Here is a 21,422-nt window from a genome sequence, read left to right as displayed (position 1 = left end):
AGCCATTGAGCAAGTGCTTCGCTTGATGAATGCAGAGTTATTGAAAGCCCACTGAATGTGTTGGTACTCTTTAAAGACAACACCACCCTGGTGTCCCAGTTGCGTGAAGTGCGTGCAGATCAATACGGTATTCGAACTGCCATTGGCTTGGGGCAGCACATGATTAAATTTGAAATTGTGCTGGAAGGTCGAATTGAGTTTGATACGCCAAGCGACGATGACACGGTGTGTGGCGTTACAGCCTTAAGCCGTGCTGATTTGGTCGCAAGCAAATTGCTGGCGAACTCAGACCGTTGGGCAGATGAAGGCGTATTCAATCGTGATCTGATTGACTTGGCCATGATGAAGCCAGCGCACGACGCATTTGCAAAAGCATGCACCAAGGCTGAAACTGCCTACGGCGCGAGCATTCGACAAGACCTTGAAAAGGCAATTGGTAAACTACTGGACAAGCCAGACTGGCTGGAAAAGTGCATGCGCGCCATGAACATGAATGACACCGCACCCGCAGTTGTAGTGACCGCTGTGCTGTCACTTCGCAATATATTGAAAAAAATCAACGGCACTTGATTTCTTCTTTGAACTCGTCGTACTTCGCCTCGCGTTTAACCCTGCATTCACCGTCTTGATATTCCTCTTTCCAGGGCGCATCGGCCACGGGTGAAAAACCATCTTCGCACTTCACTTCTTTCTTGTACTCGTAAGGTTTTGACTCAATTTTGACGCGGCAAGGGCCATCCCAATATTCTTGTTTGCTGCGCTCCCAATAGCCGTAATCACCACCACCCCAGGCGAATGCGGCACTGGTGAATGCGAATGTGCTTAGTGCTGCGCTTAAGATTTTAAAGAACTTCATGGGTACTACCTCGGAACGTTTGCGATTGAGGTAATAACGGGTGTATGAATGGGGGAGTTGACGATGGGATTAGCAAGCAATAAAATGGGATATTCACTTTGCATATCCCATGAGGGTATTATGGAAAAATCAACCGTATTCATGAGCAGTCGCACTCAAGCAGTGCGCTTACCCAAAGCCGTGGCTTTGCCAGCAGATGTGAAAGTTGTCGACGTAATTGCAGTAGGCAGAACCCGCATTATTTCACCAGCGGGTGAGTCTTGGGACAGTTGGTTCAACGGTCTGGGGGTGACCAATGACTTCATGTCGGATCGAGATCAGCCTGAACCACAAGAAAGAGAATCATTTTGATGTTGAAGTACATGCTCGACACCGACATCTGTATTTACGCAATAAAAAACCAACCTGCTGAAGTTAAACGCGCATTCGAGCATCATTACGGCCAGTTCTGCATTAGTGCTGTTACTGCGATGGAACTGGTCTTCGGCGCAGAAAAGTCGAGTAACGTGGAACGAAACCTGAACGTTATCGAAGGTTTCATGGCGCGCCTTGATGTGCTGGAATATGACAAGGCGGCTGCTATACAAACCGCGCAAATAAAAGCCGAACTCGCGAGATGTGGAACCCCTATAGGCTCGTACGATGTGATGCTTGCGGGGCACGCACGCAGCCAGGGACTGATCATGGTCACAAACAATTTGCGTGAGTTTTCCAGGGTGTCGGGATTGCGATCTGAAAGCTGGGTTGCGAGACCTACAAGTGTCTAGTTAACTCGGGGCGTTTCACTTAAATAAAGACACTACTCCCCCACAAATCGAAGCCCAATTTCACGTAATTTTTTGTTAGCGAGCGTGTCATAGATTGAATCGATTTTTCTTTGATTTTTTTTGATTAACGTAAATTTCTCTACTAAGAACTTAATTAGGTCTATTAACGTTGCTTCGACACCCTCCAAGTTGTCGTCTCGGATTTCAGCAAACATTGGGTAATCTGTGCTTTGCTCTCTGAGAATAGCGACCGAATCGGATTCAAACTCTTTGACTGCTTCTTTCAAAATAGATAACGAGTATTCTTTCGCACCAACATCAATAAGGTTTATGACCAAACCATCAGAGTAGTATCGATCCGTCATAAAGACCAAGACCCAACCCCCTCCCTCGAACTTGATCTCACCACTCAAACTTACTGGAATTCTTTTTAATCCAAGCGAAATTATCGAATCGTCATACGAATCAATCAAAGCAATCAGTGATTTTTTCATGCGAGCTCCGTTAATTTTTTGTCATATACCCAGTTCTCGGGTCAACCTCATAACCCGCCTCAGAAAGATGCTTTATCTCACGACCATACCCAGTCAATGAGTTATCCGCTTTGAATAAAACATCTGCAGTGGGTCTAGTTGCCAAAGCAATATCGTCACCCCTACTAATCGCCTCATCCAAGAATGGTCGATTCACTTCATTCCAAAACTGTTCCGGATTTTTATACATATCGTCAGGAACATTTAATACGTTAAAAGCACCTTTTTTCTCGGCAAAGTCTGTAGTTTTCGGGTATTCCAACTGGTTGTTAATTATGTCGTTCATATCTTTTTGGTAGCTACCCAAAATCGTAGTAGTTCGATTCGGATTCGGATAAAAAATCACACCGCTACTGGTCGTAACCTGATTTGGAACACGTCCGAATTTCGCATCTTTACAACGCAACCCCCACGGATCCACCCATGTCATTGGGTTCGGTGCGTACTGGTAGGCGTTCATCCCACCCATCAAACCAATCGGGTCTTGTGTGGTGAACTGTCCGCATTCGGGGTCGTAGTACCGGTGCCTGTTGTAGTGTAGCCCTGTTTCTTCGTCGCAATACTGCCCCTGAAACCGCAAGGGGTTGTCTACTTCGGTCACGGCTGCAAGGGCCAGTGCGCCGTAAGTTTTAAACCGAGCAGACCACACCACCTCCGCCTTGCTATTTGTGATTTCTCGCGGGGTGCCAATGTGGTCGGTGTGGTAGTGAAACACGTCACCGTTTTGAAGCAGTGCAAGCGGTTTGAAGCTGAACGGTTCGAACAAATAGGTGCGGGAACCGTTGCTGCCCACCTCACCCAACAGCACATCGCCATTCCAGAAGAAGGTGGTGCTGCTACCCTCGCTGGTTTTTGAAATACGCCTGCCTAGTGCGTCGTAGGCGTAGCGGGTTACAGCACCCGCCACATTCACTTCAACAAGCTGGTTTTGGGCGTTGTAGGTGTAGCGTGTTACCTGCCCTTGGCGTGCGCCACGCTCAATAATTTCTTCAATGCGGTTGCCACGTGCATCGTAACTAAACAGCCTGTCGCCTTGGCGCTTTAAGCGATTGCCCGGCGTTTGTTGCGGCCTTCGGGCGTTGGGGCTTGTGGGTTCAGGCAAAGCCTTGTTGGCCTGCGCATCGGTGGCGTCTTGCCCGTCGAGTGCCTCAAGCAGGTTGCTGGCGGGGTCGAACAAAAACGCTTCGGGGTTGGGGCCTTCCACCACGCGCAGGCGATCCAGCAAGTCGTAGTGGTACAGGTTGGTGCCGTGGCCTTGGTCGTCAATGCGCACCAGTTGGTTGCGCTGGTTGTAGCAGTAGCGCCTGCGGGAAACGGTGGGTGAAAGGTCACCCGGTTTTTCACGCCGGTTGACCTGCCCCACCAACCTGCCCTGTGGGTCGTACAGGCTTTGGGTGTGCACCTGATTGCTTCGCTTGCGCACCACTTCGCGACCCAGGGTGTCGCGCTCAAACTGCGCCAACAATTCGCCATTGAAATTGATTTCGCCAAGCAGGCCGAGCGCATTGTATTGGTAGGCCAAATTGCCCGCGGCAATTGCGCCGCCTGCCATGGCACTCCAACTGCTTTGCTTTAACCAGCCAGCCGGGTTGTATTGGTGTTCAATGCGATGTTGGTCTTGCAGCTCGGCCAGCACGCGGCCTTCGGCATCGACTTCCCATTGAAGATTGCGCTGTGCGTTGTTGGCCTGTATCAGCTGGCCCTGAAGGTTGTAGGCAAAGGAAGCTTCTTCGCCATCGCTATGCGCTGCCTTGGTTAAACGCCCCAATGCATCGCGCGTGTAACGCGTGCAAGCCAGCGGTTGATTGCTCGATACGCCCCATTCCTGCCTTTCGAGCAGATAACCCACTGCGTTGTACTGGTAGGTTTGCACGCGGCCGTCGAAGCCGCTTTCTTTCACAAGGCGCTCGGCCAGGTCGTATTCAAAATGGCAGCTTTGTCCATTTTCATTTTGAAGTTCGACCAAATTGCGTTCGCTGTCGTAGCGGTAACGCAAGGTAAAACCTTGTGCATCAGTGCGTGCGGTGGGTTGGCTTAAGCGGTCTGCGTATTCATACACCGTGCTTCGGCCTGTGGGGTCGGTGATGCATTGCAGTTGCCCCAGTGGGGTGTAGCTGTACTGCGTGGTCAACCCTTCATGGTTGCTGGCCCGGGTGCAGCGGCCCATTAAATCGTAGGCGTAATCGGCTGTGCGCCCCAGCGGGTTGCAAACGCTGGCCAACCTGCCCCATGCGTCGAACTGGTAAGTGGTGCTGCTGCCCAAGGTATCGGTTTGCGCCTGCAACTGCCCTTGGGCGTTGTACAACAGCCGGGTGCTGTGGCCCAAGGGGTTGATCACTTCGCACAGCAAGCCCAGGGCGTTGTACCGGTAACGGGTGGTGGCACCGGTTGCGTTGGTGTGGCTGCTTGGCAAACCCTCGGGGGTGTAGGTGTTCAAGCGCACATGGTCTGCGGCATCGGTGTGTTTTAGCACCTGCCCTTGCGGGTTGAGTTCAAACCGGTGCACCAGCCCAAGCTTGTTGGTGTAAGCCACCAAGTAACCTTGGCTGTTGTACTGAAACTGCTCCCGGTGACCCAGTGCATCTACGCGTTCCAACACTTGCCCGTTGTTGTTGTAGCGTGTGCGGGTAATTGCGCCTTCAGGGTTCTTCTCGAACACCGGCAAACCCTGTGCATTGAACTGATAGGCGGTGCGCCCACCGCGGCTGTCGATGGCGGTGTTGTAAGTACCCCATTCAAACTGGTAGCGGTAAGTGGGCTGACCTAGAACAGGGTCGCCCCACTGGCGCACACAGCGGGAAATTGACTCTGTTTTTTCCCATTCAAAATAAATGTTGTAGCCACTTTTCAAGGTGCGCTGCGTGAGCACATTGCCGCTGTTGTAGGTGTAGCGTTCCTCAAAGCCAGCGGCATCCAGCGCACCCACCAGTTGGCCTTGCAGGTTGTAACGGTATTGCACCAGCGTTAGCTGGTTGTTACCGCCTTGCGCCAGTTGCGCAATGTGCTCAATTAAACCTTGGGTGTTGTAGCCCAGCACCCAGGTGCTTTGGCTGCTTTGAATTCGTGTGGCTTTTCCATCGGTGTAGTCGATGTGCAGGAAATTGCCAAAGGCATCGGCAATACTTACCAATGCCCCGTGTTCAAAATACCTTCGCAGGCCCAAACCGTTGCTGGCTTGCAGCTGGAATGAATGTTCGCCCGTTCGTACCAGCGTTAAAAATTCACTGGTGTTGGTGCAGCGCTGGCCTACCTTTAAGGGTTTGAAGTAAACCGTGCGGCCTTCGTCGTCGATGTAGTTCAGGCCAGCCGGTTCGGTTTCAATGCGTTGCGCAAGCGGGTACGCCCAACCCGCGCCCAACCCTGCATTAAAGCCCTGTTCAGCCAGGCTGCTGCGGTAAGTGCGTTGCCAGTTCAAGCCCACCAACCCAGGTAGCGAACAATCCTGCAGCTGCAACAACTCCTCGCCGTTGATCATGCTGATGGGTTCGCCCGCTGTTGTGGTGTCGGCTACTTTGGGTGTGCTTGCCCCTTGCGAAGTTTGGGTGGGTGTTTTGTTGGTGTCGGTATTTTTTTCACCTGCGGGTGCGGCACCCCGTTTGGCGGGCGCGGGTGCAGAAGGCGAGCCCGCAGTGGCGCGCAACTTGTGGGCCTTTGCTTTTTCTACCGCCTTGGCGTAATTGGCCAAATGCCGAATTGCCGCCATGGTGAAGGGGCCAACGTGGCTTGCTGCGCGGGTAACATTGGCACCGGCCCGCGCAACCCCCACAGCAATGCTTCCACCCAATGTGGCCAAGGCCAGCAACACTTCAATGCCAATGACCACCACCACGGTGGCCGCATTGCTCAAGCGCCGAAGGTGGGGCACGCTTTCGGAATAGCCATCGAGAAATTCGAACAAACCCGCACGCAGCAGGTGGTCTGAGCCGATCAGGTTGAACAGCCGCATGCCCTCTTTCAAGGTGGCGATCATTTCTTGTGCTGTGCCGTAAGCGGCCATGCCAGCGCCAATCAACATTTGCTGAATTTGCGCAAAGTTGGAATTGATCAGCGTCTCGAACCCAGCGCAGGTGGCTTTTACTGCATTGGCTGTGAACTCAACACTTATTTTGATCAAGTCCCAAAGGCCTTGAATAAACCCCATGGCTGCGGCGCCCGCGCCTTGACCAAGCGCTTTGCCTTCATTCCACAATTCGACAATTCTGCTCTTGACCTTGAATTCAAGGTTTTGTGAATCGTGTTCGCGCCAGCGGGCCAGCAAAATACTGGCCATTTCAACCAGCGCTTTGCCACGTTCGTGCTCGGCACTGCCCACAGGGTGGGCTTGCAATTTGGCTTCGTTGGCCCAGTAAATGCTGTTGGAGTTAAGCAGGTCTTTTTGCGGATCTGCTGAAAGCGGAAATTTGACCACCAGCAAATCGCCAGTGAATGCGGCGGTGCGTTGCCTTTCGCTGCGGCCAACGAAAAAGACGTCTGCATACAAATCGCCCTGCACCAATCCGAAATGACTGAGCACCTTGCAATCCACAGTGTCGCCGGTGCGCGTGCGCGGAAAGCCGTGCAGCATGAGCTCATCGAGTTCGGTGTCGTTAATGGACTCGCGGTGCAAGGCCAACCAAGGCGACAACTCGGTGCGTTTGTCAAAAAAAGCCCAATAGTTGCCGCGAAACCGCAGCCCCAAACCAGGCTTGACCGATTGACCAAAAACGGGAATTTGAACGAAATTCATGAAAGCAGCGCGGGCGAATAACCGTGCGAAGTTACTTGCCTGCCTGGATTTCAGCGAATTGAATCAGTTTGGGTGATGGTAGCCGGGTGATGGGGTGAGCACCCGGCTTTCAGAATATGCGGTTCAGACGATTTTTGCGTTTCTAAACAACTGGTCGACGGTAAGCCGGGCCAGGCTGCTTTCATCGCGGGGATCGGTGGGGGAATACATGCTGACCTGCAAGGCGTCGAGCACGGCGAACAGGCGGTTCACGCTGATCGACCCCGGGTTTTTTTCCAGAGACGACACCGTGCGCTGATCAATGCCAAGCCTTTCACCCAGCTGCTTCTGGGTCAGCCCCAGTTCACGCCTGCGCGTGCGGATCAGCACGGTGACGTCACTCAGATTTATTTTTTTCAGTGCCATAGTGTTTTGAATTTACTTTGTAATTACAACTTGATGACCGCCATTTTTTCTTGCGTCATGTCGTGCATGGTGGGGCCAATTCCGCCAACCCCGTAACCCGACTGCCGCCGCCCAGCAAAAGGCATCCAATCAACGCGAAACGCCGTGTGATCGTTGACCATGACTGCGGTGGCATCAATTTCACGCACGCAGCGCATGGCCACTTTTAACTTCTGGGTAAACACCGCCGCCTGAAACGCAACTGGCAAGCTGTTGGCTTGTTCAATTGCATCGGCCAGCGATTCGGTGCCGTAAACACACACCACGGGGCCAAACACTTCTTGGGTACTGACTTTGGCATCGCGGGGCGGGTTTAAAAGCACGGTGGGTGCATAAGTTGTGTCACCCAGCCTTTGGCCACCACACAACACCTGTGCACCACCTGTTACAGCTTCATTTACCCAGTGCTCAACGCGCTTGACTTCATTCGGGTTGACCAAGGGGCCGCATTCGGTGTCGGCCAAAATTGCATTGCCTACTTTTAGCCGGGAAGCCTTGTCAGCAATGGCTTGCGCCAAGGCTGTGGCCATGTCTTCTGGCGCATAAACGCGCTGCACACTGACGCACACCTGCCCCGAATGATAAAAACCGCCCTTGACCAGCGCGGGGATCATGGTGTCGAGATCGGCGCAATCATCAACAATGACTGGAGCAACACCGCCGTGCTCAAGTGCGCAGCGCGTGCCAGGGGCCAATTTGCTTTTTAGCCGCCACCCCACAGCACCAGAACCAATGAAACTGAAAAACGCCACGCGGTGATCGGTCACCATTTGTTCAGCAACATCGCTTTTGCAGGGCGCAAAGCGGCACCATTCCTCGGGCAGGCCCGCTTCATACAACATGCTCACAAAGGCCTGGCAACTTAAGGGGGTGGCACTGGCTGGCTTCACCAGCACAGGGCAGCCGGTGGCAATGGCGGGGCCCACCTGGTGAACAATCAAATTCAGGGGGTGGTTAAATGCCGATACCGCCACCACAGGGCCAATGGGTTCACGGGTGGTAAACGCCATGCGGCCAGAACCAGCGGCGGTCAGGTCCATGGGAATTTCACTGCCTGTGAGGTGGCCCAGCTCTTTGATGCACAGTTCGACACCATCAATGGCGCGGGTTACTTCCACCTTGGCGTCCATCAGGGGCTTGCCGCCCTCGTTGGCAATTTGAAAAGCCAGTTCATCGAACCGGCCTTGCATAAGCTGCGCTGTTTTTTTCAGAATGGCGATGCGCTTGTGGGCGGGCAACCATCCCGAGCGGGTTTTGTGCAGCTGGTGGGCGGTGTTTAACCAACCATCAATGGTTTGCCAATCGACCAGTTTCACTTCGCCAATCGGCTTCAAATCAAAGGGATTGACCACTTCCAAAGTGGCGTTGTTCACTGAGTTGCTCATATCAAACACACCTTTGCGGCCAATTCATCGATCAGCACGCGTTTGTTTTCAGAGTAGTCCACGGGAACGTCCACAATGTGCACACCGCCCGCCTGAAATGCCCGATCAAAGGTGGGCACCAGGTCGGCTGCGCTGCCCACACGGTGGCCTGTTGCGCCATAGGCCTCGGCATACTTCACAAAGTCGGGGTTGCCAAATTCAAGCCCCCAATCGGCAAAGCCAGCGTGCTCTTGCTTCCAGCGGATCATGCCGTAAGAACTGTCATTCAAAATGGTAACGACCAGGTTCATCTTCAGGCGTACGGCAGTTTCAATTTCTTGAGAATTCATCATGAACCCGCCGTCGCCACAAATGGCCATCACCCGCCTGTCGGGGTACAGCATGGCCGCCATCATGGCAGACGGCAGGCCTGCACCCATGGTGGCCAGCGCGTTGTCCAGCAGCACGGTGTTGGGCTCGTAAGCTTTGTAATTTCGGGCGTACCACAGTTTGTAAATGCCGTTGTCCAGCGCAATGATGTCTTTGGCGCCCATGGCACGGCGGGTTTCAGCCACCAGCCTTTGGGGAATAACCGGAAAGCGGTCGTCGTCGGCGCCTTCTTTGATGTGCAGTTCAACTTCTTCGCGAATGCGGTTGAAGTAAGCCAAATCGCACACCACTTTGCCACCAATTTTCTGGGTCAGTTTTTGCACCGAGCGGGCCACATCGCCCACCACTTCGCACTGCGGAAAATACACCTGATCGACTTTGGCTGAACGGTAATTCACATGGATTACTTCTTTTCCGCCAACGGCCATGAAGAACGGTGGCTTCTCGACGACATCGTGGCCCACATTGATGATGAGGTCGGCCCGCTCAATGGCGCAGTGCAGATAATCACCATCAGAAAGTGCAGCGGTGCCCAAGAAATGGGGTGAGCCTTCGTCGACTACGCCCTTGCCCATTTGCGTGCTGAAAAAAGGAATTCCTGTGGTTTCAATAAATTCCTGCAAGGCCAAGCGTGCCTGCTTGCGGTTTGCACCCGCGCCCAGCAACACCAAGGGCATGCGGGCGGAGCGGATCATGGACACCGCTTCGTTGAGCACCACGTCGTCGGCCACGGCATAGTGCCTTTCGCTACGGGGAATAATCGGTGCGCTGGTGGGCTCAGCGGCAATGTCTTCGGGCAATTCCAGCAGCACAGCACCGGGGCGTTCTTCTTCGGCAATGCGGAATGCCTCGCGAACCAAAGCGGGAATGGTGTTGCCATGAACAATCTGCTTGCTCATTTTGCAGATCGGATCGAACAGATTGACCACATCAATGATTTGAAACTGGCCCTGCTTGGACTTTTTGATGGGCTTTTGCCCGGTGATCATGATGAGCGGAAACGCACCCAAGTGTGCATACGCTGCCGGGGTGGTGAAGTTGGTGGCGCCCGGCCCCAGTGTGGCCATGCACACACCGGCACGACCAGTTAAACGCCCGTAGGTGGCGGCCATGAAACCCGCCCCTTGCTCGTGGCGGGTAAGCACCAGCTTGATGCTGCTGTTGCGCAGGCTTTCAACCATGTCGAGATTTTCTTCGCCGGGTACTGCGAAAATGTGCTTGACACCTTCGGCCTCCAGGGCCCGAACGAATAAGTCAGATGCTTTGGTGCCTTGGGTCGACATGGGCGTTCTCCTTTTTTGGGGGAACGATCAGTGTCTGCCTGTTAGATTTCAATATCAATACTTTTATCCATTCTGGATAGTATTGACTGTTTTTTTTCAGGCCACCTTCAGTGCCATTAAACCTGTGCTGATATGGTCTGTCACCTTCGGCTTCACGGTTTTGCCATTGCTGCCGGTGAGCACATATTCAGCCGGGTTAAAGCGTGCAACGCGCATGCGGTACTCGGCATTCAAGCCGGGGTACAGCGTGTTGTTGCGGCCATTGGGGCTTAGGTACCAACTGGCGCAACCACTTTTCCACACAGTGTGGTCGCTGCGGAAGTCCATGGTGTTCACAAACTTCTTTTCAACCTCGGGCTTCACGACAATTGCTTTCAACTTGCGTTTTTGACGCAGTTTAATCGCTTGAATGACATAGCCGATTTGTGCCTCTGCGTAAGCGATTACCGAGGTGTGACCGGGGCCGGTGAAGGGGCCAACCAGGAAATACAGGTTTGGAAAACCAGCGGTTGAAATGCCTTGGTAGGCTTCTGAGCCGTCTTTCCACTTCTCGTGCAGGCTTGCACCGCCAATGCCTTTGGTATCGATGGGCGAACCAGTGTGGCGTACTTCGTAGCCTGTGGCGTAAATGATCACGTCGAGCTCATGCTCCACACCATCGGCTGTGCGAATGCCTTTCTCAGTGATGCAATCAATGGCGTTGGTTTCCAAATGCACATGCTCTTTTTGCATGGTGGGGTACCAATCGGAACTCACCAATACACGCTTGCAACCGAACTTGAAAGTGGGGGTCAGCTTCTTGCGCAACTCGGGGTCTTTCACCTTGCGAGCCAAATAGCTGCTGGACATTTTTTCAGGCTGGGCCTTGAACATGTCGTACTTCAAAATCAAAAACGGCGCAGTCAGTTCATTGAACCAGTAAACACCCAAGCGATTCATTTTCATGTTCAGCGGGGTTTTGCGGTTCAGTGCTTTCTCCGCTTCTTCAATGTTGCGGTCTGGGCGCGGCATAATCCAGTTGGCTGTGCGCTGAAACACCACCAGGTTTTTCACCTTGTCTGCAATGGCTGGGCCAACCTGCACGGCTGTGGCGCCAGTACCAATCAGGCCAACACGCTTGCCTTCCAGTTCAACAGAATGGTCCCATGCAGCTGTGTGCACGGTTTTGCCTTTGAACTTTTCAGCGCCTTTGAATTCAGCCACCTTGGGTGCACTGAACGGGCCAACCGCGGTGACTACATTGCGAGCCTGAATGGTTTTACCATCGGCTGTGGTGATATTCCAAAGCCCAGCCTCTTCATCAAACACAGAACCGCTGATGCTGGTGTTGAATTGAATGTGAGGGTACACGCCGTACTTGGTGGCGCAGTGGCGCAGGTATTTGTAAATTTCGCCTTGCTTGGCGTAGCTGTTGCTCCACTCGGCCCAAGGCTCGAAGGAATAGCTGTAAAGGCTGCTTTTTACGTCGCAACCGCAACCGGGATACGTGTTGTCGCGCCAGGTGCCGCCCACATCGTGGCCTTTGTCGAAAATCTTGAAATTGGTTTCACCTGCTTTCAGCAGTTGAATACCCATGCCCAAGCCTGAAACGCCTGCGCCGACGATTGCAACTTCAAGAATATTTTGTACTTCTTTTTTTGAGCTGGCCATGTGTGCTGTCTCGTGTTGTAGTGGTTTTCGATGAGTTGCAGTGTAGGGGCTTGGGTGCAACAGGCGTGAGTGTGAAAAGTGACGACTTTGGAGTCAATTTGGGCCAAGCTCATGAACTGTTTGCTTTTTAAAGTTACAAAAATGGTCTTTTTGACTCTTCCATGCATGTAATCGATCGATTACAATAACTCAACTGATGTTTAAACTAAAAAGTCTTCCCACGTTCACAGACTGGCTAGAATCACTCGAAGACAAAATTGTGAAAGGCGCGATTCTTGGGCGACTTCGATTGAATAAGGAGTTTCTCAAATGACAAAAATCAAACTGACACTCGATGAGCTTGACGACTTCTCAATCGCTGAGCACCTAGATAGCCCAGAGACCATCGCCGCGTACTTGACGGATATTCTTGAGAGCAATGACCCCGCCCTTTTAGCCGCTGCCTTGGGCGATATCGCTCGTGCAAAAGGTATGAGTGATGTTGCAAAGTGCACGGGAATTACTCGCGAAGCGCTTTACAAAGCGCTTCGAAAAAATGCCTCACCGCGATTTGAGACCGTGAGCAAAGTATGCTCTGCATTTGGAGTCAAACTCGTGGCGCAGGCCATGCACTGACCACTAATTGAATTAGCAGCAGAGGAGTACAACATGGAATGGTTTCAAGCGCTCACAACCCTGGCCTTGGGTGGTTTGTTCGGCGGTATTTTGGCGTTCTCGGCCTTGTTTGCCCCGTTGGTATTCACAAAGCTGCCCATGGAACAAGCTGGGCCATTCATTCGGGCAGTGTTCCCGTGGTACTACCTGTACGTGATCGTGTTTGGCTTTCTCAGTGCAATTTTTGCAGGGCTTTCGGGCGGCAGCTTTTGGGTGTTGTTCCCCTCGGCTTTGGTGGGTTTAGCCAGTGTGTACACCCGGCAAGTGTTGATGCTTCAAATCAATGAGCTGCGCGACCGGGAACTGGCGGGCGACAAAGCCGCTGGTGCTGAATTCAACAGCAAGCACCGGCTTAGCGTGATCATTAACAGCGTGCAACTGCTGGTGGCAGCGGCCACCCTGGTTTACTGGGCATGGAACTGAAAGACCTGCCGCAGCTTAGGCTGCTGGAACAAACCACGGTGGCGCAAGCCTATCCGCTGTTTTTCGTGAACTATGCGGTGCAGCGTGGTTTCGCGGCTGAACAAATTCTGGAACACAGCGGGCTGACCCTTGCCCAGTTACAGGTGCCCAACAGCCGCATTGCCGCGGCACAGCACGGCATTATTGTGATGAATTTGCTGGCGCTGTTTCAAAGCGAACACATTGCCATCGAGATGGGTTTGCAAAGCAGCCTGACCAAAGCCGGCATGATCGGCTTTGGTTTGATGAGTTGCGCCACCCTGCGTGAAGCGATCGAGTTGGGCATTCGGTTTTTGCCCACCAAAGTGCCCTTCTACACCATTGACACCAGCGAAGACGAACGCACTTTGGTGTGCCATGTTCGCGAGGCCATGCCGCTTGAGCCCGTGCGCAAATTCGCCATCGAAAACTTTGTAATTGAAGTGTGGCGCCTGTTCGAAAGCCTGTTCAACCCCATGGGCAGCAAAAGCGAGGCAAGTGGTATCGAGCTGTGGTTTGACTGGCCTGAACCGCCCTATTACGCGAGTTACGCCAGCAGCCTGCCCAAGTGCCGTTTCAATGCGGCAGGCAATCAAATTCGAATTCCCGCCAAATGGCTTGACCTGCCTTTGCCCACCGCCAATGCCACCACAGCGCAAATGGTGATTCAACAATGCGAGCAGGAATTGATTGCCCTGGGCCTAGGCGACAATTTAAGCGGGCGCGTGAAAAACCTGCTGATTTGCCGGGACGGCCGCTACCCGCAGCTTGAAGACATGGCCGAGACCCTGCACATGTCGGTACGCACCTTGAAGCGTAAATTACAAAACGAAGGGCGAAACTTCAGCGATTTACTGGGCGAGGTCATTCAACGCGATGCCTGCCTGTTGCTTGAGACCACGAAGCTGAACGTGGATGAAATAGCCCAGCGTGTGGGTTACCAAGACCGCGCCAACTTCACGCGTGCATTTAAAAAACTGACCGGCAAAACGCCGAGCGAATACCGGGAGTGGGTGAATTACGTCGTCAAAAAATGACTGACCAAACCTTGCGCATCGGTGTCGTGCGGCAGGCTGACATGGTCAGTTCCTTTCACTGTAGCCACCAAGGGTTTCACTGCAAAGTGCTGCATTAACCGCAACGAAGAATCGTGCGGCACCACCTGATCATTTTCAGCCAGCAACACAAAGGTCGGATTGCGCACATTCACAGCGCATTCATGCGATTTGAACTTGCTGCGCAACAACAGCGAGACAGGTGCCAGGGGTACTCTCTTTTTGGCAATGCTGATCAAACTGTCGTAAGGCGTAAACAACACCAGTTTGTGCACGGGTGTGCTGGCTGCCAACTGCATGGCCACGCCTGTACCCAGGCTACGCCCAATGACCGAAATTTGATTGCGGTCGCACCAAGGTTGTTCAGCCACCCATTTGTAAATGGCGCGTGCATCGGCCACCAAATGCTTTTCCATGGGCTTGCCCTTGGAGTTGCCGTAGCCCCGGTAATTGAAGAACACCAAGGGCAGGTTTTTAAAACCTTGTGCTTCGTTCAGCAACCAGCGCACGTCTTCGCTGCGGCCACCAAAATAAATGGCACAGGGTGCTTTGCTGCCTGCGCCGCCCATGCCCGTAGGCATGCGAACCCAACCTTCCAGTTCAATGCCCGGTGCCACCTGCAAACGCAATTCGGTGAATTCGTGCGCATGGTGGGTCAGTACTTCGTGGTGCTTCAAAGCGGGGCTGAATATGTGCCTGGTCTGGCTGAAGTACAGGTAGGTCCAATAGGCCGCAAAACCCATGGAGGCGGACAATGCCACGCGTGGCATCAACCGTGACTCCAAAACCGGGTTTTGTTTTTCTTGAACATACTTCATGGCTGCACTTCTTTACAAAAGGGTTACGGGTCACACTACACAGTGTATTGAAACCAAATTGTCACAAAGGTTCAAAATGCTTGCAGAAACGGCGTTAAATCAACGTTTGGAAGGAATTGCCCACATGACCTGTCACAATGACAATTCATATTTCAGGAAATATTCCCGAGACAAAACAGGGAAACTTCCGTAGCGTCGAAGCATTCAGCAGGGAGAAAACAAGACATGAAATTCAAAGTAAGTGTGGTTGCATTGGGCATGACAGTGGCCATGGCGGCCTGTTCTAAAAAAGAAGAAACTGTGCCCCCTGAAGCTGCAGTTCCGGTCGAGCAGGTTGCGCCGCAGGCAGTGGCTTACATTACACACCAAGACGGCCCGGTGACCATTTACTCGTTGGCCGACTATTCCAAGATTGGCGAAATTAACGTGGGCGAAGGTGGTCGCGGTGTGGGTTTAACCGACGACGGCAAACTGCTGGTGGTGGCCGTGAAAGAAACCAAAGACCTGGCCATCATTGACACCGCAACCAACCAGGTGGTGCGCCGCGTGCCCGTGGGCATTAACCCCGAATTTGTACGCGTACTTGGCAACCTGGCCTTTGTGGCTTATGAACCGGCATCGAAAGGTGGCCCCCCACCCAAGCCTGGCTCTGCGGAAGCCAAGGCCATTGAGAAAGAACGCGAGGAAGGGGATGAACTACCCGCACAGGTGGCAATTATCGACTTGGTGAAAGGCGAGAAAATCAAGGAAATTACAGCCGGGTTTGAAACCGAGGGCATCGAGTTTTCTGCCGATGGCAAACACATTATTGTGACCAATGAAGCCGATGAAAATGTGTCGGTTCACGACATTGAAACCGGTGAGAAAATCAAACAGATCGACACGGAAAGCTACGGCATTCGGCCCCGTGGCGTGAAGCGCTCACCCGATGGCGAACAGTTTGTGGTGACCCTGGAATACGGTAACAAAATGCTGATTCTGGACAAAAACTACAATGTGATTAACGAGGCCGCCACCGGCGAAGTTCCCTACGGTGTTACCTACACCCGCGACGGTTCTGAAATTGTAGTGGCGCTGGCGCGTGGCAAAGCGATTCAGGTATTTGATGCCAAAACGCTGGAACTTAAACGCGAAATGCCAGTGGGCGAACGCTGCTGGCACTTCAGCTTCACACCCAATGACAAAAAATTGATAGTGGCCTGCGGTCGCAGCAACAATATTTTGGTGCTGGACTACGCCACAGGCAATGTGATCAAAGACATTCCGGAGGGCAACATGCCTTGGGGTGTCATGGTGTCGCCAAAGTCAGTTGGGTCGTTGGACATACCCGGCTAAGCAAGTTTTTTTGATCGTTTGTACTCCTAAACGAATTTTCCGCGTTAATCAACGAAACGGTTGCCATCATGCAACATATCACCAGGATTAACGTCGTTTAGGAGTCACCTATGAGACGCGTATTTAACGTAATTGACGCCAGTGCGGCATCCCGCACAGCGCGTACAAAAACCGCAACGAATCAATGTATTGAAACCATTCAATCCAGTTGGGCCCAAGCACTTCGATGTGACTTTGGCCGCACTCGCGACGCCATGTTGTGTCACCTGGCTGAAACCACACAGGAATTGGCGCATCAATACCCAAATGACGCAAAGGTTCTGCTTTGGAACGGTATTGTACTGACGGGATATGCAAAATCGTTGGGTGGGCTTTGCGCGCTGCAATTTCAGGCCCATGCAAAAGCGTCATTTGAACGTGCCATTTCACTGGCACCAAACGACGGTGCAGCCTACCTTTACCTGGGTTTGCTGTATGACCATGCACCGGCCGCACCCTACGGCTTTGGCGACGAAAGCATTGCAAAGTCCTTGTTGGAGCAAGGCCTTAAACTCACCATGAATTCGACCGAGCAGCTGCGTCGCGCATAAAAAAAAGGAAGGCCAACTCTGCTTGACCTTCCTTTTTCTTGAAGCAACAACCGAAAAAATTAACGGTTGGCAATGTACATGGTGATTTCAAAACCAAAACGCATGTCTACAAATTGTGGGGTGGTCCAGCTCATGTCTACTTCTCCAATGTTGTTGTTTGGGCAGGCAGGTGTTTTTGCCATGTCATTAGATTACTAAACCCTGCTCAGGAATTTTGCCCGAGCTAAGTTGTTATTGTTCCAGCATCGCCATCATCTGTGCAAGTTCTTGCGTTTGTCTCTGCAAAACATGCTGCGCCAGGTTTCGAATAAATGGGGTGCCTGCTGCACGCGATGGCAGGGTCGACATGCTGACAGCGCCCTGGTGATGTTCGATCATCAATTTTAGAAAACTCGCTTCCCTTTCCTTCAGCGTCATCGACCCATCCCCCAATTTCTTGATTGATGAAGATTCCACCAGACCAGCCATGCCCAACGGACTTCGCTCACAACGCTCCAGGTACAGTGCTTCATTGACATTCAACAACTGGGAATTGTTTTTCATCCACCCCATCAAATCACCGCTCGCAGGCAAAGAGGCCGCACGCTGACCAGCCAACCAGCCCTTTAAGCTCTCCATCTCCATGGACTGTTCGCGAACTATGCGGCTAGCCAATCCTTGAACTGCAGACTGTTGATCGCCTTGCATCAAACTTGCCATGATCAAGGCCTGCTGGTGATGCACCAACATACTTTGCGCGTACCCGATATCAATATCAATCCGATTCTCTACTGCGGACTCAGGAGATAAAGGTGCGCGGGTATCTGCCTGGGGAGCAAGCCACCACCCCAGCAAAAGCCCCAGGAAAAACAATCCATACTTGCCCATATTCACGATTATTTGGGCAACACTGCGGGATCTAATTTGACCACTTGAAAACCTGCACACTGCGAAGTAAACCAGATCTCATTTTTTTCAAGAATGAATCGTGGCTGCGAAGAAGTCCAATCTGCGCCAAAACAATTACCCGTCACATTGAAAGTAGAACCACCTTTTTGACCTGGACTCATTGCTGGATTGAAGTAAGCGATTTCTTTAACCAAATTTGGTTTTGAAATATCGAATACCCTTAGCCCCGAGTTGAAGTAGCTACAAGCCATCAGTTTCGCGTCATTTGGATCATCTACCTGGCAATAATGACTGTCATATCCAAACAGGGCCAACCCCGCTGTGTCTGCAGAGGCTTCAACGCAATTTTCAGGCTGATTAATTTCAAGCGTAAGCTTGGACAGCAATCGAATGTTGCTGATGTCACTGACATCAAATATGCGCGGGATTCCAAACGGCAAGCGACCTGAGCCACAGGTAACAATGCGACTCGCTGCGGCATTGACTCCGTCAGAGCCCAGTTCATCCACAGTAATCAGGTGGTCTTTGCCGGCAATTTTCACAGGAATTGTGTGTTGTGCCACCGATCCATCTGCCCAGTAAACCTCTGCCAAAAGTACCGGACTTGGGTCTGTCATCCGCCGACTAATCGGCGTGAAATCATAAATCGCAAAACCGTTGGTATTGTTACCTTCATTGCGCGCGGTACCAGACAAGGTGACGTAACCACGTGTTCCGTCCGCGCTAACTGACAAACCATGCACACCGACAGGCGGGGTAAATTTCGTGATGAATTCGGGTGACGATGGATTTGTTACATCAATTGCATAGTATTGCCCCTGATTCAGATCACCACCGTAATACGTCAAGCCATCAGGAGCCCATTCGCCCTCATGACCAATTACGGTGTCGTCTGCCAAAGGACCACTGAAGAGCAACCTTGGCTGCACGCAGTTTTTGGATATGTCGTAAACATCAAACTCTGGGCCACCGCCAGCACTTGTGCCATTGACATCCGCCAATAAACCACGCTGCACGTTGACCTTCAAGGATTCCCATGGATCAAGCATTGACACGCTGGTAAGGCGCCCAGCATCGACGGGGTTGCTTGAATCGCTCACGTCCATCACGACCGTGCCGGGTCGCTGCAAATTTGCTCTGGGAACACTGGGCGAAGACACTGCTGTGGCCGCGAATGCCTGGCCATAATAGGAGCAGTTGCGATAGGAGGTATGCATCCAACTTGCGCCCTCACCCTCGTACTGCGACACCAAATCAATATTGCAATTACTTCCTTGAAACCCGGCCAGCCTCTCGCTCAATGGCACCTGACCTTGAAGTGCAGACTCAGCCCGATCACCCTCACGACACTGAGCCCTGGGAATTGAAGTTTGGGTAGCAAGGGTATCTTCTTCATTTGGCGCTACGGGGCTTCGATTACCAGCATTCGGCGTAACCGCATCACCTCCGCCTAAACAACGGCTCAATACCAAAGTTACACAACACATGCCCCATGCTGACCGCGAAATATCTTTAGTCATAGTCCCCCCCACCGCTCTGAATTTAATTAGTGTTTTGTTTTTATTACTTTTTTTTCAACACAATGGATTCAAAACAACAAGGTCAGATCAGAACATAAGGGGGTGTCAATTAAATCAAAGGGCTGGTTAATCCCCACCCAATGGCCAGCTTGGTCAGTTCAATGTCATTACTGACCTGCAATTTCTTTTTGATTTGGTAATGAATGTTGTGAATGGTTTTTGCGCTGAGAAAAAGCAGCTCACCAATTTGCTCGGCAGATTGCCCCGCAACCAGCAAACACAACACCTCGAACTCCCGGCTGCTGAGTTCACCCAGCCCGCCCCGGTTGTCACGCAAGCGTGACAGCGCCATTAAACGCGACAAGTCGGCACTGATGAAGGTGCGCCCAGCCAACACCTCACCGATCGCCCTTAACAGCACCTCGGGCCGGCTGCTTTTGGTCACATAACCTTTTGCACCAGCGTCCATGCACGCGCGGGCCAATTCGATCGAATTGTGCATGGTGAACATGAGAAACTTTACGTCAGGCCAACGCCCCAACACCCGCTGAATCAAACTCGAGCCCACCGGTTCGGGCATGCTGATGTCGCAAATGATCAAGACCGGCAATTCCTTCTGGCAGGCGGCAAAAGCTTCTTGTGCGTTTTCCGCTTCGCGAACCTGACTAAAACCGCCTTGCGTTTCCAGCAAGTGCCGGTAACCTGCGCGCACCACGGCGTGGTCGTCTACCAGCAAAACATTGCAGTCGGTGTTATTCATGCGGCACCTTGTTGCTGAAATTGGGCTGAGACCACAAACTGCCCTTCTTCAATTTGGGCGTTGAACACACCGCCATGCACCCGCACCCGTTCAGCCAGCAAATTCAGACCCATGCCGCCCGAGGGCGCAGGTGTTTTAGAAGATGGATGCATGGTGTTCTCAACACGAAGTTCCAACACCTTTTTATCCAAGATTAAACTTACTTTCACGGCAGAACCGCCAGGCGCTGAATGTCGCCGAGCGTTGGCCAGGCACTCCTCGACCGTGCGGTAAACACAAAGCGCGCGGTCTTTGTCCAACTTGCCCAGCGCAACAGGGTCAAGACTCAGGTTCACAGTCCAACCGCTGCCGGCATTAATCTCCCAGCGGGTACACAGGTCTTGAATGGCCATGCCCAAGTCGGCACCCTCCAACACGGGCGGGCACTTGTTCACCAAGACTGCGCGCATGCGCTCGAATGCACCTTCAATTTGTAGATCAATTTCTTCCAGCTTTTCCTGCACCCCGGTATAGCCACCCTTTAACTGCGCACGCAGTTGTGCGCAATTGACGGCGATCAGACTTAATGACTGGCCCAGATCTGCATGCACCCAATGCGCCAATTCCCGCCGTTCTTCTTCCTGGACGTTCAGCAATTTCATCATCAGGCTGCGGCGGGTTTGGGTCAGGCGCCATAGGCGATCATTCAGGCGATTCACCCCTTGTGCAATGCGGCCAAACTCGCGAGGCTGTACATCAGGCAATTGCTCGGGGGGCGGGCTGTCCTCGGAAATGGCAATGGAGTCAATTTTCTCCACCAAGGTGGCTGCTGGCTGCAAGGCGCGCCCGATCACCGCATAGGAAAGGGCTGCAAGACTGGCTACAATCAGGCTACTGAGCAGTAGCAAGTCTCGCAGAGTGTGCCAAAACTTTGCCAGCACCAATTGCGGATCAGCAGTAATGGTCAACTCGCCAAACGGCTGCCCCCACAACCCCACCGCCTGGGGTGCGGATTCAATTTGCACACCCAATAGCTGCATTAACTTTGCTTCAACAGGGTGGCGAACCAGGTTGTCACAGCCCTCTTGCCGCACCTGCCCGTTCCAGCCTTCATAGCGAATGCAGTACGGTGCCAGCAACAAGCCATACTGGCTGCCCACCAACACCGGCGACCCTTCAATTTCCGGGTTGATTTGCCGCTTGTACATGGAGTATTCCACCATCTCGTGCAGGCGGGCAGCGTCGCTGGCCAAGGCCTGGTCTACCTCATTGGCCGTGCGCAACACCACATAGGCGGAAATCAACACCCAGCACAACAGGCCCAGGGTGATCATTCGCACCAGCAAATAGCGTTTCAGGTTCATGCAAA

At 52.6% G+C, this 21,422-nt stretch carries 21 protein-coding genes; 8 read left to right on the top strand and 13 right to left on the bottom strand.

From position 1 onward, the window contains the following. Positions 1-57: 57 nt before the first annotated feature. On the top strand, positions 58-570 hold the full coding sequence (locus P0D43_RS04535; protein ID WP_394673349.1) for a nucleotidyl transferase AbiEii/AbiGii toxin family protein: 513 nt from the start codon (positions 58-60) through the stop codon (positions 568-570). Here P0D43_RS04535 and P0D43_RS04530 read toward each other — a convergent pair. Further along, positions 557-856: a hypothetical protein gene (locus P0D43_RS04530; RefSeq protein WP_159568053.1), complete on the bottom strand. Its 300-nt coding sequence runs from the start codon at positions 854-856 to the stop codon at positions 557-559. The genes P0D43_RS04535 and P0D43_RS04530 overlap by 14 nt on opposite strands. 120 nt (positions 857-976) lie before the next feature. Here P0D43_RS04530 and vapB point away from each other — a divergent pair, with 120 nt between their 5' ends. Beyond that, complete coding sequence (gene vapB / locus P0D43_RS04525; protein WP_159568052.1) at positions 977-1,207, top strand: type II toxin-antitoxin system VapB family antitoxin; 231 nt, start codon at positions 977-979, stop codon at positions 1,205-1,207. Beyond that, positions 1,207-1,623, top strand: a complete 417-nt coding sequence (vapC, locus tag P0D43_RS04520; RefSeq protein ID WP_159568051.1) for a tRNA(fMet)-specific endonuclease VapC — start codon at positions 1,207-1,209, stop codon at positions 1,621-1,623. The genes vapB and vapC overlap by 1 nt, the downstream gene beginning before the upstream one ends. Positions 1,624-1,655: 32 nt before the next feature. Here the strand turns inward: vapC and P0D43_RS04515 are convergent, their stop codons facing one another. From P0D43_RS04515 to P0D43_RS04490, 6 genes are all read right to left on the bottom strand, one after another. After that, positions 1,656-2,117 (bottom strand): hypothetical protein, encoded by a 462-nt coding sequence (locus tag P0D43_RS04515; RefSeq protein ID WP_159568050.1) that lies wholly within the window; start codon positions 2,115-2,117, stop codon positions 1,656-1,658. 10 nt (positions 2,118-2,127) lie between these two features. After that, positions 2,128-6,882, bottom strand: a complete 4,755-nt coding sequence (locus P0D43_RS04510; protein ID WP_394673348.1) for an RHS repeat-associated core domain-containing protein — start codon at positions 6,880-6,882, stop codon at positions 2,128-2,130. Positions 6,883-7,005: 123 nt separating this feature from the next. After that, entirely contained in the window at positions 7,006-7,251 is a 246-nt protein-coding gene (locus P0D43_RS04505; RefSeq protein WP_394673347.1) for a helix-turn-helix domain-containing protein, read from the bottom strand. A gap of 59 nt (positions 7,252-7,310) precedes the next feature. Continuing rightward, a complete protein-coding gene (locus tag P0D43_RS04500; RefSeq protein WP_394673346.1) occupies positions 7,311-8,711 on the bottom strand; it encodes an aldehyde dehydrogenase family protein in 1,401 nt (466 codons plus the stop codon). Beyond that, on the bottom strand, positions 8,708-10,363 hold the full coding sequence (locus P0D43_RS04495) for an acetolactate synthase large subunit (RefSeq protein ID WP_394673345.1): 1,656 nt from the start codon (positions 10,361-10,363) through the stop codon (positions 8,708-8,710). Before P0D43_RS04495 ends, P0D43_RS04500 begins: the two co-directional genes overlap by 4 nt. Before the next feature lie 96 nt (positions 10,364-10,459). Further along, positions 10,460-12,013 carry an NAD(P)/FAD-dependent oxidoreductase gene (locus P0D43_RS04490; RefSeq protein WP_341238012.1) on the bottom strand — a complete coding sequence of 518 codons (1,554 nt, stop codon included), beginning with the start codon at positions 12,011-12,013 and terminating at the stop codon, positions 10,460-10,462. 309 nt (positions 12,014-12,322) lie between these two features. On the opposite strand from P0D43_RS04490, the gene P0D43_RS04485 reads away from it, so the two are divergent. From P0D43_RS04485 to P0D43_RS04475, 3 genes are read left to right on the top strand one after another with little or no spacing between them, the layout of a single operon-like run. Beyond that, the gene (locus P0D43_RS04485) at positions 12,323-12,628 is read left to right on the top strand and encodes an addiction module antidote protein (RefSeq protein ID WP_159568042.1); all 306 of its coding nucleotides are present in this window, start codon (positions 12,323-12,325) and stop codon (positions 12,626-12,628) included. A 33-nt stretch (positions 12,629-12,661) separates the two neighbouring features. Further along, positions 12,662-13,090, top strand: a complete 429-nt coding sequence (locus P0D43_RS04480) for a DUF4149 domain-containing protein (protein ID WP_394673344.1) — start codon at positions 12,662-12,664, stop codon at positions 13,088-13,090. Next, positions 13,081-14,145, top strand: coding sequence for an AraC family transcriptional regulator ligand-binding domain-containing protein (locus tag P0D43_RS04475; RefSeq protein WP_394673343.1), 1,065 nt, complete (start codon positions 13,081-13,083; stop codon positions 14,143-14,145). Before P0D43_RS04480 ends, P0D43_RS04475 begins: the two co-directional genes overlap by 10 nt. Here P0D43_RS04475 and P0D43_RS04470 read toward each other — a convergent pair. Then, positions 14,127-14,981 carry an alpha/beta hydrolase gene (locus tag P0D43_RS04470; protein WP_159568039.1) on the bottom strand — a complete coding sequence of 285 codons (855 nt, stop codon included), beginning with the start codon at positions 14,979-14,981 and terminating at the stop codon, positions 14,127-14,129. The two genes, P0D43_RS04475 and P0D43_RS04470, sit on opposite strands and share 19 nt — an antisense overlap. Before the next feature lie 225 nt (positions 14,982-15,206). On the opposite strand from P0D43_RS04470, the gene P0D43_RS04465 reads away from it, so the two are divergent. Then, on the top strand, positions 15,207-16,316 hold the full coding sequence (locus tag P0D43_RS04465; RefSeq protein WP_394673342.1) for a cytochrome D1 domain-containing protein: 1,110 nt from the start codon (positions 15,207-15,209) through the stop codon (positions 16,314-16,316). Positions 16,317-16,426: 110 nt separating this feature from the next. Next, positions 16,427-16,906 (top strand): hypothetical protein, encoded by a 480-nt coding sequence (locus tag P0D43_RS04460; RefSeq protein WP_159568037.1) that lies wholly within the window; start codon positions 16,427-16,429, stop codon positions 16,904-16,906. Between the two features lie 59 nt (positions 16,907-16,965). On the opposite strand, the gene pqqA is transcribed toward P0D43_RS04460, so the two are convergent. The 5 genes from pqqA to P0D43_RS04435 form a co-directional block, all read right to left on the bottom strand. Beyond that, positions 16,966-17,040: a pyrroloquinoline quinone precursor peptide PqqA gene (gene pqqA, locus P0D43_RS04455; protein WP_008247588.1), complete on the bottom strand. Its 75-nt coding sequence runs from the start codon at positions 17,038-17,040 to the stop codon at positions 16,966-16,968. A gap of 97 nt (positions 17,041-17,137) precedes the next feature. Next, positions 17,138-17,773, bottom strand: a complete 636-nt coding sequence (locus P0D43_RS04450; RefSeq protein WP_341238284.1) for a DUF305 domain-containing protein — start codon at positions 17,771-17,773, stop codon at positions 17,138-17,140. An 8-nt stretch (positions 17,774-17,781) separates the two neighbouring features. Continuing rightward, on the bottom strand, positions 17,782-19,011 hold the full coding sequence (locus tag P0D43_RS04445; protein ID WP_394673341.1) for an LVIVD repeat-containing protein: 1,230 nt from the start codon (positions 19,009-19,011) through the stop codon (positions 17,782-17,784). A 412-nt stretch (positions 19,012-19,423) separates the two neighbouring features. Beyond that, complete coding sequence (locus P0D43_RS04440; RefSeq protein ID WP_394673340.1) at positions 19,424-20,074, bottom strand: response regulator; 651 nt, start codon at positions 20,072-20,074, stop codon at positions 19,424-19,426. Then, on the bottom strand, positions 20,071-21,417 hold the full coding sequence (locus P0D43_RS04435; protein WP_394673339.1) for a sensor histidine kinase: 1,347 nt from the start codon (positions 21,415-21,417) through the stop codon (positions 20,071-20,073). Before P0D43_RS04435 ends, P0D43_RS04440 begins: the two co-directional genes overlap by 4 nt. Between the last annotated feature and the right edge of the window lie 5 nt (positions 21,418-21,422).

This window comes from Limnobacter sp. (assembly GCF_043511195.1).
Classification (GTDB): domain Bacteria; phylum Pseudomonadota; class Gammaproteobacteria; order Burkholderiales; family Burkholderiaceae_B; genus Limnobacter.
The sequence above is the reverse complement of the archived record's forward strand: the minus strand, read 5'-3'. Positions and strand labels throughout refer to the sequence as shown.